Source organism: Edaphobacter sp. HDX4 (assembly GCF_036877565.1).
In the GTDB taxonomy this organism is placed as follows: Bacteria; Acidobacteriota; Terriglobia; order Terriglobales; family Acidobacteriaceae; genus Edaphobacter.
Genome location: NZ_JAEDXW010000001.1, coordinates 327,549 through 340,000 on the forward strand (window position 1 = coordinate 327,549; position 12,452 = coordinate 340,000).

Sequence of the window (12,452 nt, forward strand, 5' to 3'; positions counted from 1 at the left end):
CCGGTCAGCTTCCCTGCTACGCTTAAGCAATGTCCTTTCAGCAACATCTTCGGCACCTCGTCGAGGGTCGTGCAACCCTGTCGCGTGACCAGGCCCGCGGTCTTATGCAGCAGATACTCGCAGGCGAGCTTAGCGATATCGAGATCGCCGCACTGGTGGGGGCGCTTGCTGCTCGGGGCGAGACCCCTGAGGAGGTCGCGGGCTTTGTGGATGTGATGAGGGCCGCGGTAACCCGCGTGCCGTTGTCTGCCGACGAACAAGCTCTGCTGGTGGATACCTGTGGGACGGGCGGAGATGCCAGCAAAACCTTCAATATCTCCACAGCATCGGCTCTGGTCGCTGCCGCTGCGGGAGCCTTCATCGCCAAGCATGGCAATCGCGCGATTACTTCGCAGTGTGGATCTGCGGATGTTCTGGAGGCGTTGGGAATTCCGGTCGATCTCGCTCCGGAGGATGCCTCGACAGCTCTACGCCGCCATCGGTTCGCCTTCCTCCATGCTCCGTCGCTGCATCCAGCGATGAAAGCGGTAATGCCGGTACGCAAGGCATTGAAGGTTCGTACGGTGTTCAACCTTCTGGGGCCGCTTACGAATCCGGCAGGAGCCTCGGCGCAGGTCATGGGAGTCTATGCGCAAAGCGCCGTAGCTGTTGTGGCAGAGACGATGGCACTGCTAGGCACGCGTCACGCATTTGTCGTGCATGGGACAGCCGAGGAGGCGGATGGGACCGTTCGGGGGCTGGATGAGCTCTCCATATCGGGACCGACGCATTTGGCGGAAGTGCGCAACGGGGTTGTGGTCCTCTCGACCATCACTCCTGAAGAGGTCGGGCTTGCCCGTGCTCCGCTGAGTGCCCTGGCGGGAGGGGGAGCGAAGGAGAACGCCGGCATCCTTACAGCCATCTTCTCCGGCGAACAAGGACCGCGTCGCGACATCGTTCTCTTGAATGCTGCCGCCGTGCTGGTAGCTGCCGATCTCTCGCCGGATCTCATTACAGGAATTGCACTTGCCGCGCGCACGATCGACTCCGGGGCTGTGACGAAACTGCTCGACCAGCTTCGCAGCGGGACATAGAATCACTGGCGAACGATTTCTACAGGAGCCTCGACTCTATGTCTTCACAACCACCTCCAATCTTCGACGCAAGCATGGTTACGACTGCCTTTGAGCTACCTGGCTACAGGGTTGTGAGGAATATCGGCGTGGTCAGGGGAATTGTGGTCCGCTCCAGGTCGATCTTTGGAACGATTGGCGCTGGCCTGCAGACTATCGTTGGCGGCAATATCACCCTGCTTTCAGAGCTCTGCGAAAAGACACGGCAGGACGCGTTCGTGATGATGATGCAACACGCAACGGAGAGAGGCGCCAATGCCATCCTGTGTGCGCGGTATGACGCCAATGAGCTGATGCAGGGCGTCACTGAGGTACTCGCCTATGGAACAGCTGTGGTGGTGGAACGAATTTAGTTCCGCGGTCATATGAGAGGCCTCGAAATCCACAACGGCGCCTCTCTGCGCTTGGATAGGATGAGGTCAATGACCAAAGTTGCTCCGGGCCGCATCGAGATGATCACCGGCCCCATGTTTTCCGGAAAATCTGAAGAGCTGATTCGGCGCCTCAAGCGCGCGCGTATCGCGCGTCAGCGAGTCGCCTGCTATAAGCCGAACATCGATCTCCGGTATCACCGCACCGCAATTTCCAGCCACAGCTCGCAGACTCACGACGCCTCGACCGTCACCACGGTGGAGGACCTGAGATCCGCTCTCTTTCCCCAGTTGGAGGAGATAGAAGTGGTTGGAATCGACGAGGTGCAGTTCTTTTCCGAGACGATCATTCCGTTGACGGTCGAACTTGTGCACCTAGGCAAACGGGTCGTGATGGCGGGGCTGGATACGACGTTCGCCGCAGAACCGTTTGGTCCTGTTCCAGACCTGATGGCCATCGCCGATGATGTCACCAAGCTGTCTGCGGTATGCATGGTCTGTGGAGCGCCAGCTATCCATACGCAGCGGCTTGGCCAGAGCCGAGAGCTTGTTGTGGTAGGAGCCGCAGGACTCTATGAGGCCCGCTGCCGCACCCACTTCCAACCCTGGATTGACGACTCGAAGTCAGAGCAGCTCGAACTGCCTTCCGTTCCCTAGGATGATTCCTCCGCGGCGTGGTCGCAGGACTGCGGTATCCTTATTTGCTACGCGTCTTCAGCATCTTAGAACCGCAGGAGAAAAGATATGCGTCTTGCAGCTGCAGCTCTCGCCGTCAGCTTCCTCACCATCCCCGCACTGGCGAAATCCAAAGGTGTGACCGTTTCCTTGAAGACCAGCAGCGGACAGGATGCCGGAACGGCCAGCTTTGTCCCCGCGAAGGGCAACGAGCTCACCATCCGCATCAAGCTAAAGAATCTCCCTCCGGGCGAACACGCGGTTCATATTCATGAGCATGCGATCTGCGATGCTCCTGACTTCAAAACTGCCGGGGGACACTTCAACCCAGCTACGAAGAAGCATGGGATGGAGAATCCTTTGGGCCACCACAACGGTGACCTGCCCCAGAATGTGAAGGTAGATGCGAATGGCACCGGATCTGCCACATTCCACGTAGATTATCTATCTCTCGACCCCGCAGCCTCGGATTCGCTCTTCGCCAATGGTGGAACTTCGATCATGGTCCACGAGAAAGCCGACGATATGAAGACCGATCCCACGGGTAATGCCGGGGGCCGGATCGCGTGTGGTGTCATTACCGCGCCCAAATAACCCTCAGGCGCGGAAAACCGCCATCCTCCTCTGACTGAACAATCCGGAGCGCCTGTGCGTATATCAATCGCATGGGCGTTCTCTCCATTGCGCTTCCGATCGCGGGCCGATCATCAGCAGATCGAGCCCGTCGTATCTCGCCCCAGAAAGGCAAGAATCCGGGTATGCCGCCGGATACTCCGGGCGTGGTTTGCGCGACTCGGCGAGATTTGCGCGATACACTCATTCCACCGAATCGACCCACTAAGTTCATGCTAGAGCGCACACCGGAACAGGAAGCCGCACAGGAAGCTGTAGCCCGACTGGTCCGGCAGTGTATCGCCGGCGACGGCCAGGCCTGGCAGCAGCTTGTGTTGTCGCAGCACCGGCGCATCTATGCCATATGCTATCGGTTTACGGGTTCCTCTTCGGACGCAGAAGATCTGACGCAGGACGTCTTCCTGAAGCTCTACAAGAACCTCTCAAGCTTCGATCTGCAGAAGGGCAGCTTCCAGACATGGATCACTACGCTGGCGCGCAATCTTCTGGTCGATCACTTCCGGCGGACCCGTCTGGACCGTGCGTCGGACTCCCTGGATGCAACTTACGATGGCGAAGAAGACGGTCCCACCATGGCCGATCGTCTGGCGGACACGCGGGAGTCTCAGGAGCAGCACTTTGCCGGCCTCGAGCTGAAAGTTCGGATTCAGGAGGCTCTCAAACAGCTCTCGCCCGAACTACGCGAAGCTGTTATTCTGCGTGACCTTGAAGACATGGATTACAAGGAGATCGCGCAGGTGCTTCGCATCCCCGAGGGGACAGTGAAAAGTCGCATCAGTCGCGGTCGCGGGGAACTTGCAAGGCTGTTACAACGTATAGAAAAACAACAGATGATGTAAGGATAGAAGGCGGGGTGGTTTCAGGTGGCAGAGATCAATCAATTCGGTAACGCGCAGCCCTCACGGTCTCCGGAACCGGCTCACTGCGCACAGTGTGAGGCGATGTTAACCGACGCACTGGACAGAAGTCTTGCGGCCGAGGATCAGGCCACCTTCGACCGGCATCTGGCGATCTGCCCTGAGTGCTCCCGCATGTTTATCGACGCTCGCCTGGGAGCCGATCTGCTTCGGAAGTTGCACAAGGCACGGCCGGATCCCCCGGCAGATCTTCTGGCACGAATTCTTGCCTCTACGGGGCCGGTGGCCGGGGAGCAAACAGCCCCGCTCGAACCACACCTGCTGCAGCCCCAACTTTCTCAAGCCGCTTCCCTGCCGATCGAGGGAGTCCCGGTTTACGGTGGCGTTCCTTACCCGGGCAAGGTTCTCCCTTTCCGCAAGAGGGTTGTGGCGTCGCTCCGATTCTCTGCTGTACGCCACACGCTGATGCAGCCCCGGCTGGCGATGACCGCAGCAATGGCCTTCTTTTCCATCGCTCTTACCCTCAATCTGACTGGAATTCGTATCACCGAGCTTCGGGCGAATGACTTCACCCCGTCGAGCATCAAGCGGACGTTCTACGATACCAACGCGAGAGTTGTGCGCTCTATCGACAATCTCCGTGTCGTTTATGAGCTGGAATCACGAGTGAGAGATCTGCAGCGCGACAACGATACAAACGGCCCATCAGCTCCCGAATCAACGGCCCCTGTTTCAAAACCAGCTCCTGACGACTCCCACAGAGACCACCAGGAGCCGAAGGATCAGCAAGATCATCCGAGACAATCTAATCCTCGGCAACACTCCGGCAGCAGTCGAAGCCTGGGTCTTGATGCTTCACGGATATTGAGCGCTTCTTTGAGTGAGCCAGGTTCCCCCCAACCTGGCCGAGAGAGCCACGAATTCTTTGTCTTGATCTCCAAGTTTCCAACAATGAGCAAGGGGGACCCGCATGAACTGCGCCAATCATCCAGAGCGTGAACGAACTGCCTTTTGCCAGAACTGCGGCAAGGCACTCTGCCAGGAGTGTGCTCGCGTCGTAGGAACGGCTGTCTTCTGTGAACCCTGTCTTGAAGCCAGGCTTGCAGGAAATCCCTACGTGACACCGCCTCCCCCCGGGCCCCCGATCCCACCGATTCCGCCTTCGGTCGGCAGTGGTGAACCTAATCCGGCGCTGGCGGCTCTCCTGGGCTTCATCCCCGGCGTCGGCGCCATGTATAACGGCCAATACGCCAAAGGTATTGTGCACCTGATCGTTTTTGCGGTTCTCGTTAGCCTGGCAGATGAGCATGGAATCTTCGGACTGTTTATCGCCGGTTGGGTCTTCTACCAAGTCTTTGAGGCTTACCAGACCGCCAAGGCGCGTCGCGACGAAACCACGCTTCCCAATCCCTTCGGCTTGAACGATCTGGGGGAACGAATGGGGTTCGGCAAGGCATGGGTCCAGCCACCACCTCATGCCACGACGTCGACAGTACCTCCTGCGGTTGCATCGCCGACTGCGGGCGCAGCCACCTCTCGCGGTTACGAAGCACCTATGACCGGCTATCCTCCCGTAGGGAGCAGCTGGGGTGCACCTGCGGATAACTTCGCCGGGGCACCATACGATCCTTCCTATTCCCGTCCGCCTTATGGGCCGCCTATGCCGCCTTTCGATCCGAGTGCCCAGTATCCTCATAACCGCTTCCCTGCAGGAGCAATCTGGCTGATCGGTCTGGGGATCATCTTCCTGATCGGCAACACAGGACTATTTCATGGTTTTCCCGTGCACAGGTTGTTTCCCTTCTTCCTGATCGGGCTGGGTGTCTGGCTCTTCGTCCACAAGATGACGGCCACCGGAGCAACGCTTGCCGATGATGGAACCGCTCTCTACCGGTTACGTCTGTTCAGCGCTCTTCGGGGTTCCATATGGGTTGTCCTCGTCGGGGTGATGTTTCTGCTGTCGTCCTTCAATATTCTTTCGTGGGGCAGCAGCTGGCCTCTCTTCATCATCGTGGCAGGTGTCATGATCCTTGCCGAAAAAACTTTTGCTGGTCCGGCCACCATACCACCGGCGTATCCCATGCCCCCGGCTCCTTCGCCCGTCGCTCCCTATGCTCCTCCGACCGGCACCCCTGTCGCTCCTTCGGCACCACAGGATTACCCGCCGAATCAATCCAGCCAGGAAGGGCGTTGAGCGACCATGGCAAACCAAGTTCCGCCCTATCCGCCGCCGCCCCCTGGGCAATACCCTCCTCCCCCACAGGGAGACTGGCGCTACCAGCGTCGCGTCATGAAGGAACAGGCACGCCTTCAACGTGAGTACCTGCGTGCTCAGCAGGCCGCCTATCGCGCTCAGCTACGAAGCAGTCGTCGAACTTCGATCGTTGGGCCACTGCTGATCATCGCTACTGGCATCGTCTTCTTTTTCATCCAGACCGGCCGCATGTCGTCCCGCTTCTTCTGGGACTGGTACGGACATTGGTGGCCCGCGCTGCTGATAGGAGCGGGCATCATCATGCTTCTGGAGTGGGGCTGGGACTCCTACTTCCATGATGGAGAACCCCACTACAGGCGGCGCTATCTCGGCGGCGGAGTCTTTACGTTGCTACTCCTCATTGGAGTGCTCGGGATTGTCTTCAGCGGGTTTCGCGGAGGGGCTTTCAGCCGTACCTTCAATCTGAGCCCAGACAACATGGATGAGTTTCTGGGCGATAAACATGAGAGCGATCAGACGCTTTCGCAGGCATTCCCCAACGGAACGAACCTGGTGATCAGTAATCCACGTGGAGACGTCACCGTGGCCGGCAACAGCGACGATCAACAGGTTCACATTCAAATTCATAAAGCGGTTTATACGCGCTCGGATTCAGAAGCTGAGATGCGCGCACAAAGACTCTCTCCGAAACTCAATATGGACGGTTCCGTCCTGCGGGTTACTCTGCCTCCGTTGGAGGGAGCGAGGGCGGACCTGAGTATTACGGTACCCTCTTCCGCGCCGGTGACTGTTATGGCCAATCGAGGCGACATCCACGTGGCCTCGATCAAAGCTCCGGTATCGGTCACGGCGAATCACGGGGACGTGTCTCTCACTGCGATCTCCGGCCCTATCAAGACACACGTTAACAACGGAGACTCTTCCGTCTCGGTCCATAGTGCTACTGGTCCCGTTGACGTGGAGGGAAGAGCTCGGGACCTGACCTTCTCCGAGGTCTCCGGACCAACGACAATTAGCGGTGAGTTTTTCGGCACGACCCATCTTGAACACATCGCAGGAGAGGTTCGTTTCCATACCAGCCGCACCGACATGCGCTTCAATCGACTGGATGGGGAGAGTGAGATCAGTTCCTCCGACATTTCCGCTGATCGTGCCGCAGGTCCCTTTACGCTGGCGACCGGCAATAAGGATGTAAATCTGGACCGAATCTCAGGCGACATATCGGTGACGAACAGGAATGGAGCGATCGATCTGACTGGAGCTCCGCCAATGGGCAACATCACCATTGAGAATCGGAACGGGTCCGTTGATCTTACCCTTCCGGACAAAGCGACTTTTTCGGTGCAGGCGGATACCACGGATGGCAATCTTGAGAACGACTTCGGCCTTCCTGAGCAAGGCAAAGACGACAGCCACAAAAGCTATAACGGCTCTGTCGGAAAAAGCGGACCGCTGGTGCGGATCACGACCCGTCAGGGAGATATCTCTATCAAGAAAGCATCGATTGCACCAATGCCCCCCGCCCCGCCAGCACCTCCCGCCGCTATCTCCATTCGGGATGAGGATGGATCTTCGGTGGATATAGGGAAGAACGGAATCAACATCCGTAGCAGTGACGGGTCCAGCGTCATTACTGACAAGAATGGGCTTCACATCAGCGAGAAACCTGACGGTTCGAGCGTCTATGCGAGTGGAGGAACTCGGCTTGTAACAGGTTCTGACGGTTCCAAGGCATATCAAGGAGCGAATGGCACTCGTTATACAGTCGGAGCAGACGGCACAAAATCCTACTCTGCAAAAGATGGGACAAGCATTACCGTGACATCCGACGGATCCCGCAGAGGCACCGACCGCGCAGGACGTGCGTTATCGGATTCGGAGATTGACCGAAGGCTGAACCAGGCCCAGCGCGACGCCGACCGGGCCGCCAAGGATCGCGATGCCGCAAGTCATCGCAAATAGACGCCATGCAACTGCGCTGATTCAGTCATTCGAAAAAGGTTTATAAAAACTCGATCGGACATTTCTTGGCTCTCAGTGTTGCTGCCTCTTTTAAATGGAGTTCCATCTAGCTCGCGTACTGGAGCGGGTGCGGCGGGTCGCATGGGCCGCCCCATATTGGGATGACGCACGAGCTCAACAACCCGTAGCTCTGGCTTTTGGTCCGAGAAGTCCTGGATCAAGCAGATCAGTTCCCACTTCGACTATGCGTTATAGCAAGCCAACCTGTAAAACAGCTGAACGTAAGAGCAGGAAAGCTGGTATTCAAGGAGTCACATCGCTCCTTCGGACTTTGCGACAACGAAATTGCTTACCTACCGTGCTGAATCATGCAGCCGCCAGGAGGCATGCGATCAGGAGCCTTGTAGATAAGACGGTTTCGAATCTCTGCAGCAACGGTGTGAGCCACGCCTTCTGCACGGACCGAGCATAGTTCTACTGTCCAGCGGCCATGCCGATGCACTCTGTAGACTTAAATGAAAAATCCCCATCCGAAGATGGGGATTTCTAAATTATGCCGGCGATCACCTAATCTCCCACACACTTACGCGTGCAGTACCATCGGCCCAACGAGGCTTAACTTCCGTGTTCGGGATGGGAACGGGTGTGACCCTCGCGGTAAACTCACCGGCAAACTTGAGAACATCGCTCACGCGATCTTCCACAACTGAATAGATTGAGCAGACATTTACCAAAACGTATTAGTTATATCTCGTATAACTACAAAGCTTGTGTTGAGAATCTCTAGCGCGAATGATACTCACTGCGCAGAGTAAATTCTATGGACAAGCCGAACGGGCGATTAGTACTGGTAAGCTACACACATTACTGCGCTTCAACCTCCAGCCTATCAACCAGGTGGTCTTCCTGGGCCCTTCATTTCCCTTACGGGTTGGGAGATCTCATCTTAGAGCGTGCTTCCCGCTTATATGCATTCAGCGGTTATCACAACCGAACTTCGCTACCCAGCCGTGCCTTTGGCAAGACAACTGGAACACAAGAGGTTCGTCCATCCCGGTCCTCTCGTACTAAGGACAGCCCTCTTCAAATCTCCTACGCCCACAGCAGATAGAGACCGAACTGTCTCGCGACGTTCTGAACCCAGCTCACGTACCACTTTAATAGGCGAACAGCCTAACCCTTGGAACCTTCTACAGCTCCAGGATGTGATGAGCCGACATCGAGGTGCCAAACCATTGCGTCGATATGAACTCTTGGCAATGATCAGCCTGTTATCCCCGGCGTACCTTTTATCCGTTGAGCGATGGCCCTTCCATACAGAACCACCGGATCACTAAGGCCTGCTTTCGCATCTGCTCGACTTGTAGGTCTCGCAGTTAACCACACTTATGCCTTTGCACTCGACGGTCGATTTCCAAACGACCTGAGTGTAGCTTCGCGCGCCTCCGTTACAATTTAGGAGGCGACCGCCCCAGTCAAACTACCCGTCTTACAATGTCCCTCTCCCGGATCACGGGAGGAGGTTAGGATCACAACAATCGCAGGGTGGTATCTCACCGTTGGCTCCTCCGAACCCGAGAGTCCGGGATCAAAGCCTCCCACCTATCCTGCGCAGCAATTGCCGTAACCCACTGTAAAAGTATAGTAAAGGTGCACGGGGTCTTTTCGTCTAGCTGCGGGTAACCGGCATCTTCACCGGTACTACAAGTTCGCCGAGCAACTCGTTAAGACAGTCGAACGATCGTTACTCCATTCGTGCAGGTCGGAACTTACCCGACAAGGAATTTCGCTACCTTAGGACCGTTATAGTTACGGCCGCCGTTCACCGGGGCTTCAGTTCGAAGCTTCGAGCTTGCGCCCTAACCTCTCCCTTTAACCTTCCGGCACCGGGCAGGAGTCAGCCCCTATACGTCGTTTTAGACTTTGCAGAGACCTGTGTTTTTGTTAAACAGTCGCCGTTCGCATTTCGCTGCGGCCATCAGAGGCTATGAACCTCGATGGCGACCCTTCTCCCGAAGTTACGGGTCTAATTTGCCGAGTTCCTTAACAAGCTTTCACTCGAGCGCCTTTGGATATTCTCCTCGTCTACCTGTGTCGGTTTGTGGTACGGTTCCCAATCTCTCTCCTTAGAGGTTTTTCTTGGCAGCGTGGAATCAGCAGCTTTCAGCCATTCGGCTTACTGCTTTGCGCCTCACTGTTAAGCTTCTCCGGATTTGCCTAGAGAAACCAGCTTACGCGCATCGAACCCCATAGCCATAGGAGGTCCTGCTTATCCTTCTGCGTCACCCCATCGTAATAACGAAAAACTGGGAGGTCCGGAATATTAACCGGATGTCCATCGCCTACGCCTTTCGGCCTCGGCTTAGGGACCGCCTAACCCTGAGCGGATTAACCTTCCTCAGGAAACCTTAGACTTTCGGCGGGGAGGGTTCTCACCTCCCTTATCGCTACTTATGCCGGCAGGGTCTCTTCTCAACGCTCCATCAGTCTTCTCAGTCTGACTTCATCGCTGTGAGAATGCTCTCCTACCACGCACACTCAAAAGTGTGCATCCGCTGCTTCGGTATACAGTTTTAGCCCCGTTGTATTGTCGGCACCGGACCGCTTGACCAGTGAGCTATTACGCTTTCTTTAAAGGATGGCTGCTTCTAAGCCAACCTCCTGGCTGTCTGAGCGTTCCGACTTCCTTTCCCACTTAACTGTAATTTGGGGACCTTAGCAGGCGGTCTGGACTGTTTTCCTCTCGACTGTGAAGCTTAGCCCCCACAGTCTGACTCCCGGGCTGGTTGTAATTGGCATTCGAAGTTTGGCTGGATTCAGTAAGCCGGAAAGCCCCCTAGTCCAATCATGTCTCTACCACCAATCCAAATCACCCGAGGCTAGCCCTAAAGCTATTTCGGAGAGAACGAGCTATCACGGAATTTGATTAGCCTTTCACCCCTACCCTCAGCTCATCCGAGCTTTTTTCAACAAACACCGGTTCGGTCCTCCAGTAGGTGTTACCCCACCTTCAACCTGGCCAAGGGTAGATCATCCCGCTTCGCGTCTATTCCTGCCAACTTATCGCCCTATTCAGACTCGCTTTCGCTGCGGCTCGCTCACGCTTAACCTTGCTGACAAGAATAACTAGCCGGCTCATTATGCAATAGGCACGCGGTCAGACATTCCCTTACGGGCATAGTCCTCCCACTGCTTGTAGGCACACGGTTTCAGGTACTTTTCACTCCCCTCAAAGGGGTGCTTTTCGCCTTTCCCTCACGGTACTGGTTCACTATCGGTCAGAAACGAGTATTTAGCCTTACGGGATGGTCCCCGTGGATTCAAGCAGGGTTTCTCGTGCCCCGCCTTACTCAGGTACCTGCTTCGAGTCTGGATCAATTTCGTCTACGGGTCTGTCACCCTCTATGGAGCCTCTTTCCAGAAGCTTCGACTATCGACCAGATTGGTAACTCTACTGTTGCAGGCCCTACAACCCCCGAACTACCGAAATAGTACGGGTTTGGGCTGTTCCGATTTCGCTCGCCACTACTCTCGGAATCGAGGTTTCTTTCTCCTCCTGGAGGTACTGAGATGGTTCACTTCCCTCCGTTCGCCTGTTCTCACCTATGAATTCAGTGAGACATACATACGGTTTACGTATGTGGGTTTCCCCATTCGGAAATCTCCGGATCAACGCCTGTGTGCGGCTTCCCGAAGCTTATCGCAGCTTGCCACGTCCTTCATCGCCTGTTTCTGCCAAGGCATCCACCGTGCGCCCTTAGTAGCTTGACCATAGAATTTACTCGCACGCAGTAGAGTGACAACCCCTACTAACTTACTAGCTTCTATATTGTCCATTCGCCTGTATCAATGTTGATACGAATTATCTAAAGACACTCAACAACTGTTCCACTCGCTTTCTGCTTGCGCAGTAGGCGGTGGGCTCAGCCTTGTAGTTATATTTACCCAATCTATTCAGTTGTCAAAAATCGTCGAGCGACTAACGTGTCGCTGTCGCGCCTCTAAGGCGGCTCGAGCATTTCTGCTCAAGGCTCAAATCCCGCATTTACAGGATCTCAGCCTCAAGCAGCAGTTGCTTTCTTGTTCAAGAGAGAATGGTGGAGCTGACCGGGATCGAACCGATGACATCCTGCTTGCAAAGCAGGCGCTCTCCCAACTGAGCTACAGCCCCATTACAAACAGTGTAGCAGACAGATTCGATAAAGTGGTGGGCCTGGGTAGATTCGAACTACCGACCTCACCCTTATCAGGGGTGCGCTCTAACCAACTGAGCTACAGGCCCGGCATCGCGCCATAAGCGCATGCTGCTCTGCTGACTCGTATGAGCCAAAGTCGAGCTCTCTCGAAAAAGGTTTCGAGGACATAGTTGAACGTGCGAAGCAGCTACGCTGCTTCTGACCATCGGTGTTGAAAGATATCGATAAAGAGAGGTTTAGTTCAGGCTCATCGAAAGCAATCTTGATAGCTCACGATGGTGCATGACCCTTCGGATGATCAGCTTTACGCTGCCCGCAATCGCGGGGCACATCCAAATGTCATGACGTTTTCTCTTTAGAAAGGAGGTGATCCAGCCGCAGGTTCTCCTACGGCTACCTTGTTACGACTTCACCCCAATCATGAATTACAC

General features: G+C 55.8%; 8 protein-coding genes, 2 tRNA genes and 3 rRNA genes (1 of these 13 only partly in view). 8 read left to right on the forward strand and 5 right to left on the reverse strand.

What is annotated here, in order from left to right:
* Positions 1-29 precede the first annotated feature (29 nt).
* The 8 genes from trpD (at position 30) to JAO29_RS01410 (ending at position 7,825) form a co-directional block, all read left to right on the forward strand.
* On the forward strand, positions 30-1,073 hold the full coding sequence (gene trpD / locus JAO29_RS01375; RefSeq protein ID WP_334266378.1) for an anthranilate phosphoribosyltransferase: 1,044 nt from the start codon (positions 30-32) through the stop codon (positions 1,071-1,073).
* 38 nt (positions 1,074-1,111) lie between these two features.
* Complete coding sequence (locus JAO29_RS01380; protein WP_334266379.1) at positions 1,112-1,465, forward strand: YbjQ family protein; 354 nt, start codon at positions 1,112-1,114, stop codon at positions 1,463-1,465.
* Between the two features lie 69 nt (positions 1,466-1,534).
* A complete protein-coding gene (locus JAO29_RS01385) occupies positions 1,535-2,140 on the forward strand; it encodes a thymidine kinase (protein ID WP_334266380.1) in 606 nt (201 codons plus the stop codon).
* Between the two features lie 87 nt (positions 2,141-2,227).
* Positions 2,228-2,752, forward strand: a complete 525-nt coding sequence (locus JAO29_RS01390) for a superoxide dismutase family protein (protein WP_334266381.1) — start codon at positions 2,228-2,230, stop codon at positions 2,750-2,752.
* A 71-nt stretch (positions 2,753-2,823) separates the two neighbouring features.
* Positions 2,824-3,630, forward strand: coding sequence for an RNA polymerase sigma factor (locus tag JAO29_RS01395; RefSeq protein WP_334266382.1), 807 nt, complete (start codon positions 2,824-2,826; stop codon positions 3,628-3,630).
* A 24-nt stretch (positions 3,631-3,654) separates the two neighbouring features.
* Positions 3,655-4,647: an anti-sigma factor family protein gene (locus JAO29_RS01400; RefSeq protein ID WP_334266383.1), complete on the forward strand. Its 993-nt coding sequence runs from the start codon at positions 3,655-3,657 to the stop codon at positions 4,645-4,647.
* Positions 4,619-5,842 carry a B-box zinc finger protein gene (locus JAO29_RS01405; protein ID WP_334266384.1) on the forward strand — a complete coding sequence of 408 codons (1,224 nt, stop codon included), beginning with the start codon at positions 4,619-4,621 and terminating at the stop codon, positions 5,840-5,842. Before JAO29_RS01400 ends, JAO29_RS01405 begins: the two co-directional genes overlap by 29 nt.
* A gap of 6 nt (positions 5,843-5,848) precedes the next feature.
* A complete protein-coding gene (locus JAO29_RS01410) occupies positions 5,849-7,825 on the forward strand; it encodes a DUF4097 family beta strand repeat-containing protein (protein ID WP_334266385.1) in 1,977 nt (658 codons plus the stop codon).
* Between the two features lie 554 nt (positions 7,826-8,379).
* Here JAO29_RS01410 and rrf read toward each other — a convergent pair.
* The 5 genes from rrf to JAO29_RS01435 all read right to left on the reverse strand — a co-directional run.
* Positions 8,380-8,496 (reverse strand): 5S ribosomal RNA (gene rrf, locus JAO29_RS01415).
* A 149-nt stretch (positions 8,497-8,645) separates the two neighbouring features.
* A 23S ribosomal RNA gene (locus JAO29_RS01420) occupies positions 8,646-11,596 on the reverse strand.
* 324 nt (positions 11,597-11,920) lie between these two features.
* Positions 11,921-11,996: transfer RNA gene (locus tag JAO29_RS01425), tRNA-Ala, on the reverse strand.
* Between the two features lie 34 nt (positions 11,997-12,030).
* Positions 12,031-12,107, reverse strand: a tRNA-Ile gene (locus tag JAO29_RS01430).
* A 273-nt stretch (positions 12,108-12,380) separates the two neighbouring features.
* Positions 12,381-12,452: ribosomal RNA gene (locus JAO29_RS01435) — 16S ribosomal RNA — on the reverse strand; it runs 1,428 nt beyond the window's last position.
* The 16S, 23S and 5S rRNA genes sit together here with 2 tRNA genes alongside, the layout of an rRNA operon.

Bases quoted from the DNA above. Each gene is read 5' to 3' on its own strand.
- trpD (WP_334266378.1), top strand. From the start codon at position 30: ATGTCCTTTCAGCAACATCTTCGGCACCTCGTCGAGGGTCGTGCAACC.
- JAO29_RS01380 (WP_334266379.1), top strand. From the start codon at position 1,112: ATGTCTTCACAACCACCTCCAATCTTCGACGCAAGCATGGTTACGACT.
- JAO29_RS01385 (WP_334266380.1), top strand. From the start codon at position 1,535: ATGACCAAAGTTGCTCCGGGCCGCATCGAGATGATCACCGGCCCCATG.
- JAO29_RS01390 (WP_334266381.1), top strand. From the start codon at position 2,228: ATGCGTCTTGCAGCTGCAGCTCTCGCCGTCAGCTTCCTCACCATCCCC.
- JAO29_RS01395 (WP_334266382.1), top strand. From the start codon at position 2,824: ATGGGCGTTCTCTCCATTGCGCTTCCGATCGCGGGCCGATCATCAGCA.
- JAO29_RS01405 (WP_334266384.1), top strand. From the start codon at position 4,619: ATGAACTGCGCCAATCATCCAGAGCGTGAACGAACTGCCTTTTGCCAG.
- JAO29_RS01410 (WP_334266385.1), top strand. From the start codon at position 5,849: ATGGCAAACCAAGTTCCGCCCTATCCGCCGCCGCCCCCTGGGCAATAC.